The sequence below is a fragment of the Bradyrhizobium sp. LB8.2 genome (genome assembly GCF_040548035.1).
Lineage (GTDB): Bacteria > Pseudomonadota > Alphaproteobacteria > Rhizobiales > Xanthobacteraceae > Bradyrhizobium.
The window spans coordinates 108,434-132,282 of the sequence record NZ_JBEPQV010000018.1 but is presented as its reverse complement, the minus strand read 5'-3'; the positions used below and the strand labels follow the sequence as shown (position 1 = coordinate 132,282).

The window sequence follows — 23,849 nt, the reverse complement described above, 5'->3', positions numbered from 1 at the left end:
TGGAGGAGGGCTTGCAGGTTGATTGCCTTGCGCCCAGGTGACCAGCCGTCCATTGGCGTGGATCGGAATCGCAGATGAGTAGGTGGCGCCACACAAAACTGATCTTGCGCAACGAGAAGGGTTTGATGACTTGACCAAGGAACGCTTTGTTATTTCTCGGAGGCGTACCGGCTTTGGTGACTGCCTCTGGTCGCTGGCGTCAGCCTGGTCGTACGCGCAGCGGACCGGGCGGACGCTCGTCGTTGACTGGCGCGGTTCCTGCTACATCGACCGACCGTTCAGCAACGCCTTTCCGGTGTTCTTCGAGCCGGTTGAGGACATCGCTGGGGTACCGGTGATTTGCGATGACCGGATCAACCAGCTCTCGTTTCCCGGACCGTTCTTCCCGCGGTGGTGGAATAGGCCATCGGTCGACTGCATCAATCGTCCGGATGAGCAGATCTTCCGAGAACGTGACGAACTGACCGAGCTGTTCCAAGCAAGAGAAGATAACGAAGCCAACACCATTGTCTGTGACGCCTGCCTGATGTGGCGTTGTGGCGAGGAAGCCGAACGACTGATCTTTCGGAACATCAAGCTCAGGTCTGAGATACAAGCGCGGATCGACGACTTGTATGAGAAACATTTTAGCGGCCATAGCATCATTGGCGTTCATGTTCGGCACGGCAATGGCGAAGATATCATGGAGCATGCGCCGTACTGGGCTGATTCGGAGCTCGCCCTTAGTCAGGTCTGCATGGCAATCCGTAAAGCCAAAGCTTTGCCATATCCAAAGCCCGTAAAGGTCTTTCTGTGCACGGACAGTGCACAGGTGCTCGATCGCCTATCGGGTCTGTTTCCCGATGTCTTCGCCGTACCAAAACGTTTCCAGGCCGATCGGGCAGGGCCGTTGCATAGTGCGGAAATGGGAATTGAAGGTGGAGCTTCCGCTCTCATCGACATGTATCTTCTTGCGCGCTGCGCTACCGTGATCCGCTTTCCCCCCACCAGCGCCTTCACGCGCTATGCCCGTCTGCTCGTGCCACGGATTATTGAATTCGACCAGAGCAATCCGAAGCGCTTGACCATGATCGATAATCCAAACGAGCATTTCGCGGCTTGCTGAAGCGCCAGAATGTGGGCCTGAACAATGGCGGGCTAGATCATCGGTCTGATGCTGCTTGCTTCGAAACCGTCGAGTTTCGCAACGTGTCGCAGGAACGTTGGATGGCGACTTCCGTCCCGCAAGCGACGGCTGACCGGCGCACTACCACGGATGCGGTGCGGTGGGAGGGCGAATGACTCAGAAGCGTAAGGCCAATGCCAGCGGGCGCCGGCGGCCTTGCCCCGCAATGCTTCGGGCCCTCCGGTGTAAGTCGAAGGCCGCGCAGAAAGGTTATGGCTCTGTCATCCTCCGGCCAAAATGCGCCATCGCTGGCCAGACGGTGAAAAGCACGGCAATGGCGGTCCGGGTCGCCGAGGAAATCTGACGTAACAGACAGTCACGTCAGAATGTCCCAGCAGCAAGGAGGCGCAGCCGGTAGATGGATTGCCTTTGCTGGGCAACCCTTTTGCAGCCAGCTCGTTTTCTGGACGACGGTCTTGTTCATGCTCGCTCGCAGAGTCCTTTCGAACGGAGGTCTGATGAACCGCGCGGCCGGTGGCCCATCGATATTGCTCAAGAGCCGTATGTGCGGCCGCGCGTGACCAGACGAAGACAAACTTGGACGAACCGGCCATTGAATCCTGATCTCCGCCAAAGGCAGCTAATCTATCTCGTCAGCGCGCATGAGCCACAGACCACTCGTGGAGTGGTGACGCAGTGAGCTCGCCATGGAAACCCCAGCCTCTCGGCTCGAAGGCGTGGCGCACGCAGTGGGCAGAACGCGGGAGCTCGACGACAGCCATTGCTGCGGCGTTGCCGGTGTCGAAAAGCAAACAGGTCGATGTTCGGAACCTGCCATTTGCGTCCTAAAAGCGCGCCACCTGTGCCCTGCGTCGCTCTGGCCCGGATCCTGCACAGGTGCACAGCCGAGGGGAGCGGAAGGGAGTCGCGTGTGAATCCAGGTCTATCGGATGACAATGCGGTCGCAGCTAAATCGTCGGAAACGGACCCGCGTGGTCCAATTCACGCCGATGGAGCGGGCCGTCCGCTGCGTGAGCGGAAGACGCTGGTATTGACCGGGGCATCGCGCGGTATCGGTCGCGCCACCGGAAGATTGTTCTCGGAAGCTGGTTGGCGCATCATTTCTTGCGCGCGCCAACCATTCGACGCGGTGCGCTGCCCATGGGACTCAGAGGGGGATAGCTATATCGAAGTCGACCTAAGCGATCATCGGACGCTACCGCGCGTGATTGCCCAGATAAAGGAGCGCCTTGCCGGCGCACCGCTGCAGGGACTGATAAACAATGCCGGAAACTCACCAAAAGCGCCAAACGGTGCCCGGCTTACGTCGCTGGCGACCTCAGTCGATACCTGGATGAGCGTGTTCCACCTCAATCTCGTGGCGCCGATCCTGCTCGCTCAAGGTCTGTTCGATGAGCTAAAAGCGGCTTCAGGCTCGATCGTCAATGTGACTTCGATCGCCGGAGCGCGGGTGCATCCATTTGCAGGCACGGCATATGCCACGTCGAAAGCTGCGCTCGCTTGTCTCACGCGCGAAATGGCGCACGATTACGCCTCACATGGCATTCGCGTCAATGCAATCGCGCCCGGCGAAATCAAGACGGACATTTTGTCGCCTGACACGGAAGCGCATCTTGTGCCAATGATCCCACTACGCCGGGTGGGTACACCCGAAGAGGTCGCCAAGGTCATTTACTTCCTATGTTCAGATGCGGCAAGTTATGTCACTGGCGCCGAAGTGCCGATCAATGGCGGGCAACACTTGTGAGTGAATCCGTCCCTGGCGAACCCGGCTAACTGAGCTTCATCGATGGAAGCCATGTTGGCCGGGGCTGATCCGCGCAGTGAGTTGGAAAGAATAAGGCGGAAGATCTAGTCACTGCAAGTGCTGCCGGGGTGCCATGAAGAGGCGTCATCTCTCGCCCCCGCCCTGAGAACTGGTTGTCAGATCGAGGCAGGCATGCAACACGAGTCTAACAAGTCCGATCGAGGTGATGGGGAGGATCAAGATAGGAACGGAGAAGTCATTATGCTGGACAGCGTTTCCCTGCGCGAAAGACCAAAGTCAACCTCCGACGCGGACCCTTCCGCTTCTATTCTGCCGTCGCAAGAGAAATCGCTAAGCACGATCGTTGAAATAGCGCACACGCTCACCGGCCTATGCCGGCTCGAAGCCAAGCTGGCGAGCGTCATCGAGCGTCTGCCCTCGCTCATGCAGATGCGGCGCGGCATCGTATGTCTGTTCGAACATGACGGGATGCCCCAGATCATCGTAGATGACGTCCGGAGCGAAGGGCGCGACGCGCGTTGCGGGGGCCGCTTGCCGCAAGGAGCAATCGATCAAATTGTGGCGACGGGGCGGCCCCTCGTCGTCGAGAACGTAGCGCTGCATTCGATCTTCAGTCCTTCGGACGTCGAGATGCTAGACGCAGCCGGTAATACGTGTGTTGCGTTCATCGGCGTTCCCATAGAGATTGACGAGAAAGTTGTGGGTGCGCTGAGCATCGACCGCATCGCAGACAACGGGACGCGTGCGCAGCTCGAGGACGACCTCGGCCTGCTGACGATGGTCGCAAGCCTTCTGGGCCAGACGGCGAAGCTGCATTGCACCTTTGTGCGCGACCGCGGGCGGCTTATGGATGAGGAGTTCCGGATGCAGAAGCAGCTGTCGTCCGAGCTCATGCCTCATGGGCGGGAGCGTAAGAAGGTCCAAGTCGAGGGAATTATCGGCGACAGTCCGGCGCTGCGCGCGATGCTTGAGAAGATCGAGCTGATCGCAAAATCGAATAGCACCGTTCTGTTGCGTGGCGAATCGGGTACCGGCAAAGAGCTGGTCGCGAAGGCTATTCACGAGCGTTCAGGCCGCGCCAAACGCCCCTTTATCAAACTCAATTGCGCAGCCCTCACCGAGACGGTGCTGGAATCCGAATTGTTCGGTCACGAGAAGGGGGCGTTTACGGGCGCATTCAACGCGCGCAAGGGTCGCTTCGAACTCGCCGACAAGGGAACGTTGTTTCTGGATGAGATTGGCGAGATCTCGGCTTCGTTTCAGGCGAAACTCCTGCGCGTGCTTCAGGAGCAGGAGTTCGAGCGGGTGGGCGGCAATCAGACGATCAAAGTCGACGTCCGCGTGATTGCAGCCACGAATAAGAATCTTGAAGAGGCGGTGGCAAGGAAGGACTTTCGTGCCGATCTCTATTATCGCATTAGCGTGGTTCCTCTGCTACTGCCGCCGCTGCGCGAACGACGCACTGATATTCCGCTTCTCGCCGCTCGATTCTTGAAGAACTTCAACAATGAGAACGGCCGTGCTCTGGTCGTCGATTCAAGTGCGATTGACGTTCTTATGAATTGCGGATTTCCCGGTAATGTCCGCGAGCTGGAGAACTGTGTGCAGCGGACCGCGACCCTGGCGCACGGATCGTCGATCGCAAGAGACGATTTTGCCTGCTGGCACGGGCAATGTCTGTCCGCCACGCTATGGAAGCCCGGGCCGGAGCAAGTGGCGCGACAGCAGAGCCCGATAATCTCACTTCCCGCGAGGCTGAGCATGCCGCCGACACAAGCTGTGGCACACGTTCAGCCGGTCGGTAGCGAACTGACGCCGCTAGAGTCACCCGGCCGACCTAGCATAGGTGCCGCCAAGGTCACAGATCGCGAGCGCGTAATCGCGGCGATGGAAAGGTCGGGGTGGGTACAGGCCAAGGCGGCGCGCCTGCTTGGACTGACGCCGCGCCAGATTGGCTATGCCTTGAGAAGGCACGGTATCGAGATCAAGCGCTTCTGAATAAAAAGTCGGCTCGCGTCTCTCTCGATCGTCGGGCGCGGTAGGAGAGCGTGCGCAAGAGGCGGTACTCTGGTCCATGAAGCGGATACGAAACCGATGTGCTCTGCTTGGGGGTGGCCATGCCGGGAGCGTAAGCCCTCTTCGCGTCAGCCGCGTGCTAGTCATCGGCTTGCAATGTATTCGCCCGATGAGAAGTGATTAGGTGTCGAACTAGCGCAAGATCGCGGCCGCGCCGTTTCTGCCGCGACTCAGATCAGAGAGAGATCACGTCCGCTTTGCGCAGCCCGTCGCAGTCCCGACAACGGTCTCACCGTCAGTCGCCAGCCGTTGCATTCGTCTCATGGGCGAAATGCCTGGGGTGGTATGACAGTTGCTATTCGTGGGGAGCCTGCTCAACATCTTAGGAGAAGCATATGCACAGCATCGTCTGCATCAAACAGGTGCCCGACTCCGCACAAATCCGCGTGCATCCTGTCACGAATACGATCATGCGTCAGGGCGTGCCGACAATCATCAACCCATATGATCTGTTCGCACTGGAAGCTGCGCTCGAGCTACGAGACAAGTTCGGCGGCGAAATCACTGTTCTCACAATGGGGCCGCCATCGGCCGAAGAATCTCTCCGAAAGGCGCTGACATTTGGTGCCGATCGTGCTGTCCTGCTCACTGATCGTAGTTTCGCGGGCTCCGACACGCTGGCGACGAGTTACGCGCTGGCGTGCGCGATTCGCAATATCGGCAAGGAATATGGCCCACCAGACGTCATATTCACCGGCAAGCAGACTATCGATGGCGATACGGCGCAGGTGGGACCTGGCATTGCGAAGAGGCTCGGGGTCCAGCAGCTTACATATGTTTTCACAATCAAAGCGTTAGACTTCAAAGTACGCACGATCGATGCGGAACGGCGCTGCGAAGGAGGAGTCCAGGTGCTGCGTTCCAAGCTTCCTTGTCTCGTCAGCATGTTAGAGGCAAGCAATCAAATTCGTCGCGGTGCAATGATCGATGCCTTGCGTGCGGCCCGTGCCTCAATCGTAAAATGGAGCGCTCAAACTGCCCGCGTGGATGACATGGCCAAATGCGGTCTGAGGGGGTCGCCGACCGTCGTCAAGCGTGTCTTCGCGCCCTCCGCACGAGCGGAGAAGGCCACGTGGGTGGAAGCGGCCGAGCAGCCGGCGCAAGCGTTGATCGACGCCATGTTCAAGCGCAACCCTACGCTCGAGACGGAGCTCGCACAGCTTGCGCGCGGTACCTCATCCGCGCAAACTAGCGGTGCGTGAAGTCGCGGCTGATCGATCGGAGGCATCGATGGCCTGGGCCGTGGTCATGCATTGGCCCGTCGCTCGGTGCACCAGGCACGATTCAATCTTTTCAACCGCTCGCTAGGTTTGGCGAGCTGCGATACACCAGGTCCACCTGGGGAATTCATGCAGCCTCAAGACGTGCCCCGTTCAGTTTTCTTGACAGCGCACGTGGGCTCGCGCGAGGGATATATCTCCCTCGCGGGAGCTCTGCCGAGTTTGAAGTAACCGCAAAGTGCGAGCGTTATCTGTCAATCGGCTTGACGGGGTGGTCACCTTGCCTCATTCGACGGTTACCGATTTCGCGAGATTTCGGGGTTGGTCGACGTCCGTGCCCATCAGGATGGCCGTGTGGTAGGCCAGAAGCTGCACCGGAATCGCATAGACAATCGACGTAAATGTCGTACCCATCTCCGGCAGCACAATCGTCGCGAGTGAATCCATGGATACCTCTGCGGCTCCCCGAGCGTCCGTTATCAAGATAATCTTGCCGCCGCGTGCGGCAACCTCCTGCATGTTCGAGATGGTCTTTTCGAACACCCGGTCGCAGGGAGCAATGACGATTACGGGAACGCTCTCGTCGATCAAGGCGATCGGGCCGTGCTTGAGCTCACCGGCCGCATAGCCCTCGGCGTGAATATAGGAGATCTCCTTCAGCTTCAGCGCCCCCTCCAGGGCCAGTGGAAACGACGTGCCGCGACCGAGATATAGCACGTCACGCGATTTGGCGATGTCGCGTGCGAGCTTCTCGATCTGCGGCTCGCTGGCAAGCGCCGCTGTAACTAGCCGCGGAATTTCGATCAGCGCTCGCACGAGATCGACCTCGTCGCTCTCCGGCAATTCACCGCGCGCCTTGCCAGCAGCAACCGCAAGCGCCGCCAGGACGACCAGCTGGCATGTGAACGCCTTGGTCGAGGCAACGCCGATTTCAGGTCCGGCGAGTGTCTGCAACACTGTCCCGCTTTCGCGCGCAATGGTCGAACTCAGTACGTTCACGATCGAGAGGGTATGCAGGCCTTGCGATTTGGCATAGCGGAGCGCGGCCAGCGTATCGGCCGTCTCGCCGGACTGCGAGATGAAGATAGCAAGATTTCCCTTGCGCATCGGCGCCTCACGATAGCGAAATTCGGAGGCGACATCGAGCTCCACTGGAATACGAGCCAGCCGCTCGAACCAGTATTTGGCGATATGGCCGGCGTAGCCTGCCGTACCACAAGCCGTGATCGAGATATGTCCGATCTCGTTGAAGTCGAACGGAAGCTCCTGCGGCAGTGCCACGCTCTCGGTGGCGATATCGACGTAATGCGCCAGCGTCTGCCCGATCACCTCTGGCTGTTCGTGGATTTCCTTCGCCATGAAGTGGCGGTAGTTTGCTTTCTCGACGAGAACCGACGACGCGCCAGATTTCATCACCTCCCGGCGGACAACTGTGCCTTGTGCGTCGTAGACCACGCTGAAGTTGCGGTTGAGCACAGCCCAATCGCCGTCCTCAAGGTAGGTGATCAAGCCGGTAAGGGGCGCGAGCGCGATAGCATCCGATCCGAGATACATTTCGCCTTCGCCATGCCCGATCGCGAGTGGTGAGCCCTTGCGCGCACCGATCATGAGATCGTGTTGACCCTTGAACAGGATTGCAAGCGCAAACGCGCCGACTAGCCGCCGCAGCGACGCCTTTACTGCCTCCTGCGGCGAGCAGCCGTCTTTCAGATAAAAGTCGATGAGATGCGTTACCACCTCGGTGTCTGTTTCAGAGGCGAAACAGGCGCCATGCCGTTTTAGCTCCGCGCGCAGCTCGCGGAAATTCTCGATTATGCCGTTATGGACGACTGCAACATTGCCCGTTGCATGCGGATGAGCATTGTGCTCCGTCGGCTTGCCATGAGTAGCCCAGCGCGTGTGCCCAATCCCGACATGGCCTGAGAGCGGATGGCAGCGAACGCGTGCCTCAAGGTTCCTCAGCTTGCCCTCGGCGCGTCGAAGCTCGATTTGGTTTCCTTGGAGCGTTCCAATGCCCGCTGAGTCGTAGCCGCGATATTCCAGTCGCTTCAGTGAATCGATGAGACGATCCGCGACCGGACCGCGCCCCAAGATGCCGACAATTCCGCACATTTAATCAGTTTACCTCAAGTTCAGAACAGAGCGTCCCGCAAGGCGCGCCTGACCAATTCGCTCACTATAGTTATCGGCCAGTCTAGCCGTTCCTGCCCTCCATCGGGCACGCGGCACCCCGAGGTGCGCGAGCTCCAAGCAACGCGTGGAGCCCTGTCGAATCCGCCGGGAGATCCTAAAGCAACTTTCCGGCAATCGCACAATGAGCGCCGTCAGCAGTTAGCAGCTGCATGAGTCTCTCGTTTTGTCCGATGTACCCGATACCGCCAAGAAGTCCTGGTAGGTCTGTCGCATTCCATCTACAAGCCAAGTCCTCGCGCGCCAGCCGAGGCTTGCGAGGCGGCTGACGTCGAGCAGCTTGCGTGGCGTGCCGTCGGGGCGCGAGCTGTCGAAGGCGATCTCGCCGCTGTAGCCGACGACCTCGGCCACGACCCGCGCGAACTCGGCGATGGTGATGTCCTGGCCGGTGCCGATATTGATCAGCTCCGTGCTCGAATAGCTCTTCATCAGGTGCACGCAGGCATCCGCCATGTCGTCGACATAGAGGAACTCGCGCCGCGGCGTGCCGGTGCCCCACACGGCGACACTCTTTGCGCCAGCAACCTTCGCCTCGTGGAAGCGGCGGATCAGCGCGGCAACGACATGGCTCAATTCGGGATGATAATTGTCGCCGGGGCCGTAGAGATTGGTCGGCATCACGCTGATGAAGTCGCACCCGTACTGGCTGCGATAGGCCTCCGCCATCTTGATCCCGGCGATCTTGGCGATCGCGTATGGCTCGTTGGTCGGCTCCAGCGGACCCGTGAGCACCGAATCTTCGCGCAGCGGCTGTGGTGCCAGTTTCGGATAGATGCAGGACGACCCCAGAAACATCAGCTTCTCGGCGCCGTTCTGATGCGCGGCCTGGATCACGTTGGCCGCGATCGTGATGTTGTCGTAGATGAACTCCGCGCGCAGCGTGTTGTTGGCGACGATGCCGCCGACCTTGGCCGCGGCGAGGAAGATCACTTGCGGCCGCGTCTTAGCGAACCAGTCGAACACAGCGGCCTGGTTGCAGAGATCGACCTCGCGCCGGTCCACGGTGACGAGCTTGATGTCCTCCCGTTCGAGCCGGCGCGCAATCGCGCTGCCGACCATGCCGTGATGGCCGGCGACGTAGACGCTTTTGCCTGTCAGCTCAAACGGTGCGTATGCCACTCGCCGCTTCCCGTTTTGCGTCCGCCAGATCGCTCGCCATCATCTCCGCGACGAGCTCTGCAAAGCTCCGCTTCGGCTTCCAGCCAAGCACCTCGCGCGCCTTGCCGGCGTCACCGACGAGGAGATCGACCTCGGTGGGGCGGAAATAGGTCGGATCGATCTTCACGACCGTCTTGCCGCTCTTCTCATCGACGCCGGTCTCCTCGACGCCCTTGCCGCGCCATGCGATGCGGCGGCCGACATGCGCGAACGACAGCTCGACCATCTCGCGCACCGAGCGCGTCTCGCCGGTGGCGAGCACGAAGTCATCGGGCTTGTCGGCCTGCAGGATCTTGTGCATGCCCTCGACATAGTCCCTGGCATGGCCCCAGTCGCGCTTGGCTTCGAGATTGCCGAGATAGAGCGTCTCTTCCAGCCCGACCTCGATACGCGCGACGCCGCGGGTGATCTTGCGGGTCACAAAGGTCTCGCCACGGATCGGGCTCTCGTGGTTGAACAGGATGCCGTTGGACGCGAACATGCCGTAGGCTTCGCGGTAGTTCACCGTGATCCAGTAGCCGTAAAGCTTGGCGACGCCGTAGGGCGAGCGCGGATAGAACGGCGTCGTCTCCTTCTGCGGGACCTCCTGCACCAGGCCATAGAGCTCGGAGGTCGAGGCCTGGTAGAACCGCGTCTCCTTCTCCATGCCGAGGATGCGGATCGCTTCCAGCAGCCGCAGCACGCCGATGCCGTCGGCATTGGCGGTGTATTCCGGACTTTCGAAGCTTACCGCGACGTGGCTTGGGCGGCAAGATTGTAGATCTCGGTCGGCCGGATCTGCTGCACCAGACGGATCAGGTTGGTCGAGTCCGTCATGTCGCCATAGTGCATCAGGAACGGCACGTTGCCGACATGCGGGTCCTGGTAGAGATGATCGACCCGCGCGGTGTTGAACGAGGACGAGCGCCGCTTGATGCCGTGCACGACATAGCCCAGCGACAGCAGATATTCGGCCAGATAAGCGCCGTCCTGTCCAGTCACGCCGGTAACTAGAGCGACCCGCCGTTTGCTCTCTTGGTTTGACAAATCGTTGCTCTGCACAGGCTAATGTTGGTCCCCGATCGACGACGTCAATCGCGTCTGGCCTTTTCGAATGCGGAAGCGTCACGCTCTCGAACTGCCGAGTTCTGGACTCTGTATAGGCATTGCATCAATCGCTCAACTGTACGGAGGTAAACCTTCCACATCGAAAGGGTTTTGAAGCACTATACGAAAGTTTGTAGTCCGGGAGACTTCGTTCAGCCTTCGTCAGGCGTTTCTCTATTGCGTGGGTGCGACTAATGAAACTGCGGCGCGGAGCGGAGGTAAGCAGAACCGTTTGGCCGAGAAGCGTTCCACAGTGACCGCGTGATCAACTCGCGCAGTGAGCCAGCGAGTTTCCCTCATTTCGTGTCCTTGCCTAGGAGTGTTCCAGTCTTGCTGTTCATCCAGTGCAACCGCGAGCAAGCCGGGCAAACAAAGCATTGAAAGTCCTTCTCTGTCGCGCAGTACTTATCATCATTGATCCATTTGTCGACAATCAAGTTGGTATCTGGCAAGCAAAAGTGAAGGCCCGCATGTTGACTCTGTGCTGTTTGAGTTCACAAAAAAACGCTGCATGAATGAGGCCAGTGCTATATGGGACCTGAAGAAGATTATCGCGGCGATCACTGTCGCCATATGCCCCGGACGACGAATTCAGTAGAGAAAAGCATCTGGCGGTTCATTGCTCGGTCACGGAATCAACAACAATGGTGTGTCTAGCGCGCCGACGATATGGCTCAGAAGGTCGGGGCTCGGTTCGGCGACCATTCCGCCGCGGTCTTTTCCGCGCTCGCAAGCATGTCTTTGGATTGGCGGTGCTATGACCGGGCAAAGCCCGCATGTGCGTGAACAAGCCGCCTGAGCAGATGCCGGAGCCGTTGAAACTGGTGGTTTGCTGGTCCCGAGCGCCCTTCTCTTATCGATGCCCGCGACAAAGTCCCGGTTCTTGAGCAAGCTTTCTGGGACACCAGCCTGAGCTGACGGATCAACTGCGTTCTACCTCATTATCACATTTGATTTGCAGCCCCTCGGCAGAAAGAAGTCGGATGAGCTGCTCGTGGAGAGGTCGACCCGGGCCCTTAAACCACGTGCTCCTCGCTCGAATGCGCCGCAAGCAGGGTAAGTGTTAGAAGCGCGTCCTCGAAATGGATCGCTGGCTTATCGGGTTCGAACGTATCCGTCCGCTGAAGCTTTCAATTACCCACAAATTCTCCTCCGACCAAGGCGCCTAACGCGATGTCGGTGAGGCGCGACAGCCCGCGCCACATGACCGCATTGCCGGGAGGCGGATCGCTGGCGCGGGCGAGATAACCGCCGAGCCGGGCGATCTTGATGAGATAGTGCGAAAGCGTCTTCTGTCTCGCTTTGGGTTTGTCGTTGACGAGGCGATCGAGCACGCCGATTTTGGTCGCGGTCAACGCGAGGGTTGGCGGCGCGTCTGGAGCGGAACGGTTGAGCATCGTCATCCAGAAGACCCGCCAACTCAGGATGCAAAAGAGCGAGATCAGATTGGTCAGACGCTGGGCGGTCCTAAGCTTCGACTCCTCAGCTTTGCAGCCTGATTTGAGGATCTTGTGGAACACCTCGATCTTCCATCTCAAAGCATACCATTCGAGCTTCTCAATGGCGTCGGTGCGGGCGCTAGCAGGCAGATCTGTGATCAGCTTCCACTCGATTTTCTTTCTGTTCTTCGGCGTCACGCGCTCTTCGGCATGGATCACGGTCAAGGTCAGCGCGGGATAGCGCTTCTGCGTTCCGATCGGCGGCAAGACGCGAATCTTGCGATATCTGATCTCGAGGACGGCTTCATCGGGATCACCGTTGCTGTTTCTGACGTCGATGCAATGCAGTCCTTTGACGGCGACCTCGTCCATTTCGTCGGCGATCGTGTGATCTCCATCCCCAGCCAAACGGTTAACGCAAGTCCTAATCACGAAATGCGTTCCAGCTTCTCGAGCCGCGCAGAACAGCTCATAGATGTCGCTCTCGCGATCACCGACATGAACGCATCGTCCCGGATCGCCCAGCAACTCCGTGGATTGCCGGACATTGTCCAGCCACCGAATGCTCTCCTTCTTCTCGATGGGAACGCGGGTCGGATTGATCATCTTCTTAGGTGCGGCGGTCCCCTTGAATTTCTAGTCCAAAATTTGACGGCCGTCAGTCCAAGCGGCAGCCCATCGGTTGTCACCGCCAGGCTCGAGTGCATCAGGATGCCGCAAACCGTGTGCGATCTCAGGCGGCCCGCCTTGCCCCGGCCGCTGTTTATGCTCTTGGTGATCCCGATCGCGTCTGAGTTCTCTCTTTGATAGCTGAACTCGGTCGTATCATGGAGCACTAGAACAGGACCGGCGGTGGCAATCGTGCGCTCACGCGTCGATTGAAAGTGGCCGGCCAAAATGTCCGCCTCACTGACCCGGTCGTTGGAGAAGAAACGATACGCAGCCTTGGTGTTGGCCCAGTCCTGGCACACCAGCGGAATACTTTCGCCCATGGCGCTCCCGATCTGCGCTACCAGTTTGCGGAGCCGCTTGTTCAGGCGCTCGTCGGCAAGGCTGCAGCCTGCGAGCTCGCGATCAAACCATGCGTCGGCTTCTTCGTCCATCGGCACCGCCCCCTGCGAATCGGTGCCAGACAAGGAATCACGGTCGATTCCTGCGTTGCAATGTTTGTGCGCTCCCTCAGCCCGTTCGACTAAATGTGGGTAATTGAAAGCCGCTGAAGGCCGCCTTGCCAAGTGAGGCGCGGTGTTGAGAACTGTCCTTATGGACAGTGATAGGCGCAGTGCCCAAATCGAACGGCTCGAAGTAGTGGACACCGGCCGGCGGCGGCGCTGGTCCGAGGACGAGAAGCTCAAGATCGTCATGGAGAGCTTGCAGGCGCCGCGGCAAGTCGCGGCGACTGCGCGGCGGTATGGCGTTTCGCGCTCATTGCTGCTGCGATGGCGGCGGTCGTTTCGCCCCGAGTCGAAGGAAGCCGCCGATCAAACGGGCTTCGTACCGGCGATGGTGGTCGCGGAAGCGATGCCTGGTCCAGTCCGGTCGGCCGACGGCGGAACGATCGAGATCGAGTTTGCGGCCGGAACTCGGATACGGATCACGGGCACGGTCTATGCGGCGACGCTGAAGGTCGCGGTCGCGGCGCTGGCAGATGGGCGGCCGCGATGATCCCCATTCCGTCGGGCGTGCGGGTGTGGATTGCGACTGGCCACACCGACATGCGCCGCGGCATGAACTCGCTGGCCGTGCTGGTGCAGGAAGCCTTCAGGCGCGACCCGCACGGCGGCGACCTCTATGTGTTCCGCGGCAAGAGCGGCAAGCTGATCAAGATCCTTTGGCACGATGGGTTGGGCATGTCGCTCTACGCCAAGCGGCTGGAACGCGGCCGTTTCCTCTGGCCGTCGCCGGCGGATGGCGTGGTGACCATCACCCCGGCCCAGCTTGGCTATCTTCTGGAGGGCATTGACTGGCGGATGCCGCAACACACGTGGCGGCCGCAGGCGGCCGGCTGATCGCCAGGATTTGAATCGATACCACGATCGGCGGTTCGGACAGCGACGGCAAGTTATGATTCTCTGGTTGGCATGGGCGCCGATAATTCTTTCCCTGACGATGTGACCACGCTGAAGGCGATGCTGCGCGCCAAGCGAACGGCCCGCCTGGCCGCAGAGGCGGATGCCCAGGCGCAGATATTGCTGATCGAGAAGCTCAAGCTCACGATCAGGAAGCTGCGGCACGAGCAGTTCGGACAGTCCTCGGAGCGCGGCGCATTGCTGGACCAGCTCGAGCTGCAGCTCGCCGATCTCGAGGCGAACGCCGCACAAGCCGAGACAGCGGTGCAGATGGCGGCAGCCGGCAAGATTACGGTGCCATCGTTCGAGCGCCGCAAGCCGGCGCGCCGGCCGCTGCCGGAGCATTTGCTGCGGGAGCGCATTGTCTATCCGGTGCCGGCGACCTGCCCATGCTGTGGCGACAACCGATTGCGCAAGCTCGGCGAGGACATGACCGAGACGCTGGAGCTCGTTCCACGCCAGTGGAAGGTGATCCAGCATGTGCGTGAGAAGTTCGTCTGCCGGGCCTGCGAAGCGATCACCCAGCCACCGGCTCCCTCGCACCCGATTGCGCGGGGGCGTACAGGGCCGAAGCTGCTCGCCCATATCCTGTTCGCCAAGTACGGCCTGCACCTGCCGCTCAATCGTCAGAGCGATGTCTACCAACGTGAAGGCATCGACTCTCGACGTATCGACGCTCGCGGACTGGGTGGGTGCCTCCGCGGCAGCCCTGATGCCGCTGGTCGATGCGATCCGGAGCCATGTCTTTGCGGCCGAGCGCGTCCACGCCGACGACACCACGGTGCCGGTCCTGGCCAAGGGCAAGACGCGAACCGGCCGGCTCTGGACAATGTACGGGACGACCGCCCGTTTGCCGGGCCAGATCCACCGGCGGCCGTGTTCTTCTACTCACCGGATCGCAGCGGCGAACATCCGGAACAGCATCTGGCGGGCTATGCCGGACTGATGCAGGCCGACGCCTACGCCGGGTTCAGCAGGCTCTACGAGCCCAATCGCAAAGGAGGCCAAATCGTCGAGGCCGCATGCTGGGCGCATGGCAGGCGCAAGTTCTTTGATCTCGCACGGCTCAGCAAGGCGCCGATTGCGGCCGAAGCGGTCAAGCGCATCGATATCCTGTTCGCCATCGAACGTGAGATCAACGGTCTTGCTCCGCAGGAGCGCCTGCGCGTGCGCCAGGAGCGTAGCCGCCGCCTTCTGATCGTCGAGCTGCAGGCGTGGTTGCGCGAACAGCGCGCCAAGCTCTCCAGGAGCAATGATACGGCCAAGGCGATCAATTACTGCCTCAGCCGCTGGGATGCATTTACTCGCTTCCTTGATGACGGGCGCCTGTGCATGTCGAACAATGCCGCCGAGCGCGAGCTACGGACTGTCGCCGTCGGCAGAAGAAATTGGACCTTCGCCGGCTCCGATGAGGGCGGCCGGCGTGCGGCTGCGATCTACACCCTCATCGCCACCGCCAAGCTCAACGACATTGATCCACAGGCTTGGCTTGCCGACGTGCTGGCCCGCCTGCCGGATCAACCCGCCAAGCGCATCCATGAACTTCTACCTTGGAATTGGCGCCCCCAGAGCGTCGCCCACGCTGCTTGAGCGCAAATCAGCCATCCGCCCAAGGCGACCTGACCAGGGGCCGTCACCGGATGCGTACAGCGCTTACGTCTCGGGTTCAGTACGGCACTCGAAAAAACATCTCGCCGAGTGTGATTGGATTAGGTTCGATCGCCAGATCTGGGTCGAAACCCGGCGGCTAGACGATTGGTGCAGCGAAGCTAATCTCAGGGCAGTCGATCTTATTTGGATGGACGCAATGGGCTGAGTTCGCCGGTGCCATGCAAACCCTCACCAATGCACGCTTCGATGGGGTTGCTCTTATGCCGATGACCGGCTCGACCGGCGGCACGCCGTCGCCGCCGGATCTGGGTTCGAACGTTATTCCTGCGGCGTCACAAGTCGATGCTATCGCAATACTCTGCCGTACAAATGCATACAGCTAGTTCATTACAGGTTTTGCTTGCGGAAGACCTGAGCGTGGCGGCATTCCAAGGACGAGTTGCGATAGATATGGAACGCCGCGAACAATCGAGCGCACCGTTAGCGCGATCGCAATAATCGTTGCCCCGAGCATACCCGCGATGATCGACCGGGTCGTGAGATCCCAAAGGTTTCCGAACTGTACGAAATCCATGAGACGGAACACGGTACCCTGGACCAGGTAGAGCAGCAGCGTGGTCTGGCCCAACTCCACAGCGATAAAGCGGGCCATTCGATTTGAACGGCCAATGCTCCAGCATTGCAGCAGGAGTTCGATAGCGATTGCTGAGGCCGCTGCAGAGCCAACAAACATCAGAAGCACGTTTTTAGCCGACCGAAAATCGTGGATTACCCCAAGATTATTGTAGACATAGGTGTCCTTGTCCCATGCTAGAAAGCATACGCAAGTCACTATCGAGAGAAATAAGATCAGGAGCGGCTTGTGATGTCGCGATGTACTCGTCCATCGTTCTCTCGATTGAGCAAGCAAGAAGCCGAAGCAGAAGAACGGGTAAGTGAATCTGATCAGGGGTGATATGGAGAATGTCAGAGGCGCGAGTGCGACCAGTATGGCCAAGCCAGATATGACCCACGATTGGTGGTTGAGCTTGGTAGAAATCTTGAGGAGAAGATAGGAAACAAACGTCGCCCAGATGAACCAGTATGTGCCAGCGAAATCGTCTACAAATTCCAAAAGTCCGCTCGTTACGCTGGTTGCGCGCCACAATGCCGCCAGCTTAGCTGTCTCCATGAACGTCCACCAAAACAGCATCGGCAGCAAGAGCTGCTTCGCACGGTCGCTGGCGGCTCGAGTGAACGACTTTTGCAGCAGCGATCGAGAAGAAAGATATCCGCTTATCGCCATAAAGAGTGGCATGTGAAACATATAGATCGATTTGTAGTACGGCGAATACCAAAACCCGTCGTCTCGGTAGATGACATACTGAATCAGGTGCCCAACGATCACCAAAACAATGAGCGCACCTTTCGCGAAATCTAAGCTTAGATCTCGATCGTTTGCCTCTGTCGTGCGCGAACTCGGGGGGATCGTTCCAGTCCCGCGTAGCAATGCATCAAACATCTAGATATCTGTTGTTGATGAGCCGGCGGCCCGTTGTCCGCTTCTTCTGCCTCAATTTTGATCCAAACGAAAGGTGATGGCGGTAGTTTTTGGAACGGGAATAGTCAGGCCTTGAAGATGGAGCTGGCCGAGCGTCTTTGAATGCCTCGCGGAACTTTGTGGCAGGGCAGATATCTAATTTGATATATTGGTGTAGCAGTACGGGCACGGCATACTACTTGCAGACACGGTTCTGGGAGGAGGACTGTCGCGCTCAGTCTCCCACTCAGCCCGACGCATCTCGGACCCGGCAGATGCGTCGGGCTTCTTCGGTTGGCCCAGCATAGTTGACATTTGGTCCGTCACCTTCGCTTGCCGTCGAGGCGCTCACGCCAAATAGGGGCTTCTGATAGCTGAACTCGGGCACTCGCCTGCACTTCCGCAAATGCTCCGTCCACAGCGCCGGTCGCCGGCCAACCAGCCGGTGTGATATCTCTCGTCATGGCGTTGCTCTCCTTTGGAATCAGCACCCCGAGCCTACCGGCTCAAGGTGGGCAACGCCGACCTCTTCAGAAATTCAACGAACCCGGGACATCCCCACCGCTCGTTCCTTGACGGCTTTCGTCGCAAAGCCGGCCGCCGGAGTGATTGTTGCTGCACCTATACTGTAAACGGCTCAGGCTGGATCGCTGCTGCACAATCTACGGTCCTAATAAAGTCCGCACCCGTGCGGCTGGGCACGTGGCCACCAAGAAGCCATACCACACCATTTGACTCCATTCCGCTGCGAGCTCACCTTCGGCAGACCTCAGACTGGAAACTTAGATAGGCCAGCTCGACCAGAGTCGCTCGCGACTGCGAGCTTCTACGGTCAAAGGTGCTGCTCGCACTCACGTGTTGTGGACCGAGGAGGGCAGCAGGCGTTCTCCGCGGATCAGCCGACTCGGCGGATCACAGATAGCGTTGGCCTTCAGGCTTCACCTTCATGATCATGGCCTCAAAACTCCTGACCATTTCGGCGGCAAGCGAGGACACACGCCAGTGACTTGTGCGGCGATGCGGTCGCTAGCAACAGTTTCTCTCGTGTGCCTACAAGTTTGGCTTGCTCGGGCTGAATTCAACGTTTCGGTCAATGACTCCTCGAATATGTCTAGGCCTTGTCCCAACGTTTCTTGGTCGATCGTAAGTGCAGGCAAGAACTTTACAACCTGATCGGTCGGTCCGCATCGCTCGATAATCAATCCCTTTTCAAACGCTCTATGTGGCGTCGCCTCTGCGATTTCGGTCGTTTTGCAATCGAATCCGCATATCATGCCCCGTCCACGAACAGCAAACTTGTTTCCGTGCTGGTGCGCGATAGCATCGAGTCGACGCCGCATAAATGCGCCCAAGCGTCGGACCTGTTGCGAGAACGTCTGGTTGCGCCAATACAGATTCAAAGCCGCTTTGCCAGAAACGAGTGCAAGGTTGTTTCCTCGAAACGTCCCCGTGTGCTCGCCTGGTTCCCATGCGTCAATCGCTTCTTTGATCAGGAGCATCGATAGTGGCAAACCGTACCCACTCAGCGATTTCGACATTACAACAATGTCTGGCGGCAACGCGGCGAACTCGAAACTGAAGAACTTGCCTGTAAGGCCACAGCCCATTTGGATATCGTCAACTATGAAAATAGCTCCGACCTTTTTTGCCAAAGCCTCAATGGACTGCAACCATTCCTTACCAGCGACGTTAATGCCTCCCTCTCCTTGCACGGTTTCGACGAGAATGGCGGCTGGAAGATCAGTGCCACTGCTCTCGTCCATTAATACCTTTCGCACGCAATCTGCCGGACTGTGAGCGGAGCCAAAATACCCATCATAGGGCATGAACGTTGTGCCGGATAAGGGAATACTGCTGGCTTTGCGGTAAAAGCGGTTACCGCTCGCGGCTAGCCGCGCGCGATCGAACAATTTGCGCACACTGCGCGGTTAGCTTGGAAATGGGGAAGTATGTGGGCTGACAAAGTTCATCGCGACCAGAGGGGCCGATGCGCTCCCGACGACGGCGGAGCCCGTCAGCCGGAAGCGTGTGTTGCTTCCCCACGCTCACTCGCGGCGAGTAGAAGTGACACGGCCGCCGCGGATCTGGCCCGGCACGCGGGCTTATCGCGCGTCCAGAGCCGCCGCTTTGGGCCATGCGTTTGGGCCGTGACCGGCGCCGGAAAGTGGTCGGCGTGGATGCGTTCGGCAGCAAAGGCGTGGCTTGAGATCGCTTCGACCAGTGGCATTTGTGTTGCCCTTGCAACGGATGCGTAGGTTTCGGGTGCTTCGGCCCGCCGAAGGGTTGCTGGGAGCGAACGCAAGTTGGCGAGTTTGGCGTACACCACTCGATCCTTCGAAAGCCCAACATCCAAAATGCGGTGTCTTTGCGGTTTCCGTGAATTCCGAAGCGATCGTCTCGACAGACTGCGGGATTTTGGCCGCGATCGTTGCGTCCTTCTCCCACAAACTCCGGTGCCCGACCTATCTGGAGCGGCCGCACAAGTTTCAGGTGAATTCTTTGTTCTAACGAGGTCCTGCCGGCAAGCCGCTGCCGTGGCACTTTCGCGCTAAGCTCAGCAAGGATCTTAGCAGTGAAGGTAGGGCGCTCCTTCATTAAAGCGATGAGGGCCTCGCCTCGTCTGATTGCGCGATCATACCAAAGGCGCTTTGTCAGGAGCCCGACGTTGCAAGTGCTTTAACCAGATGCAACAACAACGACAGGAATGCGGCAAGAAAGGCGATGGTCGCCACTGGCACGCGGTAAGCACGGGCAATCGCGCATTGATCGACATCGTAAGCGCCGCGCGGCTGCGGCTTGGTCCAGACTGCTTCCCCATCTTTCACGCGTTCGTTCCACCCCGATGCTCGCGAAGCGATGCATCGAGGCAGGAGCTCAGCTCCAGGTAGGGAAAGGGTTTGGCAAAAAAACCGGTTACGCCCGCGCTCAACGCGCGGGCTCGCGTGCGATCATCTGCGAAGGCAGTCATCAAGATGAATGGTGCAGCATGGCCCTGGGCTCGCATCTGTTCCAAAAGTTCAAAGCCGCTCATCATGGGCATCTGCACGTCTGCAATGACACAGGACGTGTCGTTCAATTGAGACGACCGCAAGAATTCCTCAGCCGATGCAAACGTATGAACGATGTGGCCCTGCGATTTCAAAAGGTTGTTCAGTGCGGCACGAATCGAAGGATCGTCGTCAACAACGGAAACAGCTGAATACCTAGACAAGACGACCTGTTCTTAGTTGGGCGAAGGCGCTGGCCGAAGCATGACGGCCAGCAGAAGGGTGCGCGTGTACGACGAAATTGTAAAATCATACTTAGGTTTGTACCCTGAAACGGTCGGTCCCAATTCCCAGCCTCTCAGCCATCCTGATCAAATCGGCTAGCGATCGAGCTCCCATCTTCTTCATCACGTGGCCGCGATAGATTTTGATTGTAATCTCGGCGAGCCCGAGTTCCGCGGCTACCTGTTTGTTCAATAGGCCGGCGGCGACCAGTTTCAGCACATCCTGCTCTCGTGGACTTAGTGCCTCAAACAAGGACTGCAGCCTGCTGACCACCTTGTCTACACCTCGTCTCTTCCGATCCTGTTCGATGGCTGCGACTACGCCATCGAGTAGTTCCTGATCGCGAAACGGCTTGCTGAGAAAATCGATTGCTCCACTCTTCATGGCTTTGACGGTCATCGGAATATCGCCATGAGCGGTGATGAAAATGATGGGAATGTGAATCTTCAGTTTGGCTAACTCATTCTGGAACTCAAGGCCGCTCAATCCCGGCAGCCTGATGTCAAGCACAAGGCAGCTAGGAACATCAGGGAGCTCGCTCTGGAGCATTTCCCGGGCGGATCCGTAAGCAACGACATCTAGACCGATCGAACGAAATAGGTTGACCAGCGATTCGCGCATTGAGAGGTCATCGTCGACAACGAAGACGCTCGGCCTCACCTCAGGCCCGACGACATTTGGGGCTTCCTTCCGGGGTTCAGAGCGCTTGGTCACGATAGAGCCTCACTTGTACGATTTACAGTAGACTTACTGCCTCACTACGACCTTTGATTGATCGCATAGGCTTTCGAGGACTTTTGCGCAGTGCAAATCTTTGAAATGTTCCAGGTATGTGACTGGTCAGCCATTCGCGCCAGCGTGACGCATTACAGGAAAGTCTAGCAAAAACCGCCCGACCGGTCGAGACTGCCTTTCGCATCTGTCCGCCGTCGCGTTGGATCGGCCACGCGGCATCGATCAAATCGATCAGCAGCCGATCGAGAAGCACCGAATCCAGAACTTGAGGCGCTCGCTTTAGCGGCGGCGCGTGTCGCCTGGCCTTCACGAGTGAGGCTGCAGCGGACGGCTGAAGGATCAGAATGCCCGTCGCTTTGGTAGTTGAATGCGGGGGGCGAGCTGAGCGAATTGGCGCGATTGTGCCTGTGCATGCGCCGATCTCGCCGGCGTTGAGATCGGCAAGCGGCGTAGACTATCGCACCCGTACTAAGGAAAATAGACATTAGAACGAGTAGCAGCGGCATCAGCCCACGAACTCTTCTTTTTGCGTCGTCAGAGCGCCTGTGAGTTGCTCTTTGCGAGGTTGGGGAAAGCACCTTGCACCGACTTCGCACAACCTGACGCAAGGGTGCGATTCAAGTCCTTTCCGTCATGTTTGTAGGAAAGATGCTCGAATTCGAGCTGCTGGGGGGGCGCTTACGTGCGTTCGTGTCGTTGCTTCCTTCACGACGCTCGCACCCCAACATGAGGCGGCGTAATCTGAAGGAGAGGCGGGAACCGGTTCGCCAAAAGGCAGTTGGTGTTGCATGGTGGCGTGACACGCCTCCGCCGGGGGGCTGCGGCGCATCACGCCACCAGCGGGATGCGAAGTGCAGCGCTAGCCGTCCCAGGCTTCCCGACCGTCTTTGCGCCCCCATTGCCCGCGCGCATCGTCCCAGCGGTGCACTGCGTTGATGTGCCTCAATTGGGCTATCGTGCGCCGCGATTAGCCACGTGAAGGCGGCAACCTCCTCCGACCAGATTTCAGTTGAACGATCGCGACGAGAGCAATTCGCCCGCCATTGCGCTGGATCAATGGCTCTATCGAACTCTCGTGCAGCCTGAGCGTGACGAATAACCGAGGTAGAGATGATGGCACGGATAGCGTTGGTAACGGGAGGAACGCGCGGCATTGGCGCAGCGATCAGCAAGGCCTTGAAGGTTGCTGGCTACAGGGTTGCCGCAAGCTACGCCGGCAACGACACGGCGGCGGAGAAATTCAAGGCCGAGACAGACATTCCCGTCTACAAATGGGACGTCAGCTCGTTCGATGCCTGTGTCGCTGGTGTCAAGAAGGTCGAAGCCGACCTCGGTCCGATCGACGTGCTGATCAATAATGCCGGCATCACCAAGGACGGTGCGTTTCACAAGATGACGATCGATCAGTGGAATGCGGTCATCAACACCAACCTCGGCTCGCTGTTCAACATGACCCGACAGGTGATCGAGGGCATGCGCGCCCGCAAATTCGGCCGGGTCGTCAACATCTCATCGATCAACGGCCAAAAGGGACAGTTCGGCCAGGTCAATTATTCGGCGGCAAAGGCCGGCGATATCGGCTTCACCAAGGCCCTGGCGTTGGAGAACGCCAAGGGCGGCATCACCGTGAATGCGATCTGTCCCGGTTATATCAATACCGAAATGGTGCAGGCGGTGCCCAAGGACGTGCTGGAGAGAAACATCCTGCCGTTGATCCCCGTCAGCCGCCTCGGCGAGCCCGAGGAAATCGCCCGCGCGGTGGTATTCCTCGTTGCCGAGGAAGCCGGCTTCATCACGGGATCCACGATTTCAATCAATGGAGGGCAATTTATGACGTGATTGCCCGCGGGATCATCGGAGCTCCACTTGATACAGCTCAATGTGTGGTTGGGCGCTAGAACGTAGAAATCAGGTGCATCCAAGACCAAAGGTCAACATGTCCAGGCCAGAATTTTCCGAAGCGGCTACTGCGAACCCGAAGCAGGCAACGACGGAGGCCGAAGCGCAAATGGCGAGGGCGAAAGAGCGTGCCGCGAGCTTCCTGTTTGGTGCCCAGAAATTGATGCTCGAGGAGTGTGTTATCCTCGGCAATGAATTCCTCGATCGAACGCAAACCGAAATGCACCTCTTTGCGGAATTTGCCTCGAAATTGGCCGGCGCGCATTCCGTCAGGGACTTGAGAACGATGGCCGCTATAGTGATGACCGTTCTTTTCCGTCCGTGCTTTGGGCCATGGCGGGCGCAGCAAGCGCGGCGGCGGCTACGATGGGAATCAGCGTTCTGGTGATCATGTCCATTCTCCCTGTGAATGTGGCACATCGGAGCAGAGAACCGCAGAGGTAGTATTGACACAGCGCAACGAGTGATCGCAGCCGGGCCGCGAGCGCATCGTTTGCCGGATCGACGTGCATCAAGCGGCCGGAGCGCTCATCCAAGAGTTGGATCCTCAGATCAGGAGCTTGCCAGCGCTTTCACCTTTGCCGCCGCGCTACTCGTCACGACGCTCCGGCACGCCGACTGGGCGCAATCGGCCGCGGAACACGAAGGGCACCACCCGACCAGAAGCAGGAGCAGGCCAAG

At 58.8% G+C, this 23,849-nt stretch carries 17 protein-coding genes and 2 pseudogenes; 9 read left to right on the top strand and 10 right to left on the bottom strand.

All coding sequences use genetic code 11. The annotated features are described in order from the left end of the window. The first annotated feature begins 130 nt into the window (after window positions 1–130). The 4 genes from ABIB06_RS22160 to ABIB06_RS22145 all read left to right on the top strand — a co-directional run bounded on the left by ABIB06_RS22160 (window position 131) and on the right by ABIB06_RS22145 (window position 6,172). Window positions 131–1,105, top strand: a complete 975-nt coding sequence (locus ABIB06_RS22160; RefSeq protein WP_247457876.1) for a nodulation protein NodZ — start codon at window positions 131–133, stop codon at window positions 1,103–1,105. Window positions 1,106–2,036: 931 nt separating this feature from the next. Continuing rightward, window positions 2,037–2,873, top strand: coding sequence for an SDR family NAD(P)-dependent oxidoreductase (locus tag ABIB06_RS22155; protein WP_502916570.1), 837 nt, complete (start codon window positions 2,037–2,039; stop codon window positions 2,871–2,873). A 261-nt stretch (window positions 2,874–3,134) separates the two neighbouring features. Next, window positions 3,135–4,892 carry a nif-specific transcriptional activator NifA gene (nifA, locus tag ABIB06_RS22150; protein WP_354052087.1) on the top strand — a complete coding sequence of 586 codons (1,758 nt, stop codon included), beginning with the start codon at window positions 3,135–3,137 and terminating at the stop codon, window positions 4,890–4,892. Window positions 4,893–5,305: 413 nt separating this feature from the next. Continuing rightward, window positions 5,306–6,172, top strand: a complete 867-nt coding sequence (locus tag ABIB06_RS22145; RefSeq protein WP_354052085.1) for an electron transfer flavoprotein subunit beta/FixA family protein — start codon at window positions 5,306–5,308, stop codon at window positions 6,170–6,172. 303 nt (window positions 6,173–6,475) lie between these two features. On the opposite strand, the gene glmS is transcribed toward ABIB06_RS22145, so the two are convergent. From glmS to ABIB06_RS22120, 5 genes and pseudogenes are all read right to left on the bottom strand, one after another. Then, window positions 6,476–8,302, bottom strand: coding sequence for a glutamine--fructose-6-phosphate transaminase (isomerizing) (gene glmS / locus ABIB06_RS22140; RefSeq protein WP_354052083.1), 1,827 nt, complete (start codon window positions 8,300–8,302; stop codon window positions 6,476–6,478). 219 nt (window positions 8,303–8,521) lie between these two features. Next, window positions 8,522–9,499: a GDP-L-fucose synthase gene (fcl, locus tag ABIB06_RS22135; RefSeq protein ID WP_354052082.1), complete on the bottom strand. Its 978-nt coding sequence runs from the start codon at window positions 9,497–9,499 to the stop codon at window positions 8,522–8,524. Next, window positions 9,480–10,564, bottom strand: a pseudogene (gmd, locus tag ABIB06_RS22130) (GDP-mannose 4,6-dehydratase). The gene fcl and the pseudogene gmd overlap by 20 nt, the downstream one beginning before the upstream one ends. 1,190 nt (window positions 10,565–11,754) lie before the next feature. Next, window positions 11,755–12,669, bottom strand: a complete 915-nt coding sequence (locus ABIB06_RS22125) for an IS4 family transposase (protein ID WP_354052078.1) — start codon at window positions 12,667–12,669, stop codon at window positions 11,755–11,757. Beyond that, window positions 12,666–13,166, bottom strand: coding sequence for an IS4/Tn5 family transposase DNA-binding protein (locus tag ABIB06_RS22120; RefSeq protein WP_354052076.1), 501 nt, complete (start codon window positions 13,164–13,166; stop codon window positions 12,666–12,668). The genes ABIB06_RS22125 and ABIB06_RS22120 overlap by 4 nt, the downstream gene beginning before the upstream one ends. A gap of 160 nt (window positions 13,167–13,326) precedes the next feature. Between ABIB06_RS22120 and tnpA the strand changes: the two genes are divergently transcribed. The 3 genes and pseudogenes from tnpA to tnpC all read left to right on the top strand — a co-directional run bounded on the left by tnpA (window position 13,327) and on the right by tnpC (window position 15,722). Next, window positions 13,327–13,728, top strand: a complete 402-nt coding sequence (gene tnpA / locus ABIB06_RS22115; RefSeq protein ID WP_354052074.1) for an IS66-like element accessory protein TnpA — start codon at window positions 13,327–13,329, stop codon at window positions 13,726–13,728. Continuing rightward, window positions 13,725–14,072 carry an IS66 family insertion sequence element accessory protein TnpB gene (gene tnpB / locus ABIB06_RS22110; protein ID WP_247457801.1) on the top strand — a complete coding sequence of 116 codons (348 nt, stop codon included), beginning with the start codon at window positions 13,725–13,727 and terminating at the stop codon, window positions 14,070–14,072. The genes tnpA and tnpB overlap by 4 nt, the downstream gene beginning before the upstream one ends. 72 nt (window positions 14,073–14,144) lie before the next feature. After that, window positions 14,145–15,722, top strand: a pseudogene (gene tnpC, locus ABIB06_RS22105) (IS66 family transposase). Window positions 15,723–16,122: 400 nt separating this feature from the next. Here the strand turns inward: tnpC and nolL are convergent. The 5 genes from nolL to ABIB06_RS22080 all read right to left on the bottom strand — a co-directional run bounded on the left by nolL (window position 16,123) and on the right by ABIB06_RS22080 (window position 21,248). Next, window positions 16,123–17,244 (bottom strand): nodulation factor fucose acetyltransferase NolL, encoded by a 1,122-nt coding sequence (nolL, locus tag ABIB06_RS22100; RefSeq protein WP_354052071.1) that lies wholly within the window; start codon window positions 17,242–17,244, stop codon window positions 16,123–16,125. A gap of 968 nt (window positions 17,245–18,212) precedes the next feature. Beyond that, window positions 18,213–19,181: an aminotransferase class III-fold pyridoxal phosphate-dependent enzyme gene (locus tag ABIB06_RS22095; protein ID WP_354069878.1), complete on the bottom strand. Its 969-nt coding sequence runs from the start codon at window positions 19,179–19,181 to the stop codon at window positions 18,213–18,215. Between the two features lie 732 nt (window positions 19,182–19,913). Next, window positions 19,914–20,087: a hypothetical protein gene (locus ABIB06_RS22090; protein WP_354052067.1), complete on the bottom strand. Its 174-nt coding sequence runs from the start codon at window positions 20,085–20,087 to the stop codon at window positions 19,914–19,916. After that, complete coding sequence (locus tag ABIB06_RS22085; protein ID WP_354052065.1) at window positions 20,084–20,473, bottom strand: response regulator; 390 nt, start codon at window positions 20,471–20,473, stop codon at window positions 20,084–20,086. Before ABIB06_RS22085 ends, ABIB06_RS22090 begins: the two co-directional genes overlap by 4 nt. Window positions 20,474–20,564: 91 nt before the next feature. Further along, window positions 20,565–21,248: a response regulator transcription factor gene (locus ABIB06_RS22080; protein ID WP_354069880.1), complete on the bottom strand. Its 684-nt coding sequence runs from the start codon at window positions 21,246–21,248 to the stop codon at window positions 20,565–20,567. 1,134 nt (window positions 21,249–22,382) lie between these two features. Between ABIB06_RS22080 and phbB the strand changes: the two genes are divergently transcribed. Together phbB and ABIB06_RS22070 are read left to right on the top strand one after the other, a co-directional pair. Next, window positions 22,383–23,108, top strand: a complete 726-nt coding sequence (phbB, locus tag ABIB06_RS22075; protein ID WP_354069892.1) for an acetoacetyl-CoA reductase — start codon at window positions 22,383–22,385, stop codon at window positions 23,106–23,108. Window positions 23,109–23,205: 97 nt separating this feature from the next. Then, window positions 23,206–23,556, top strand: coding sequence for a hypothetical protein (locus ABIB06_RS22070; protein WP_354052064.1), 351 nt, complete (start codon window positions 23,206–23,208; stop codon window positions 23,554–23,556). The last annotated feature ends 293 nt before the right edge of the window (window positions 23,557–23,849 follow it).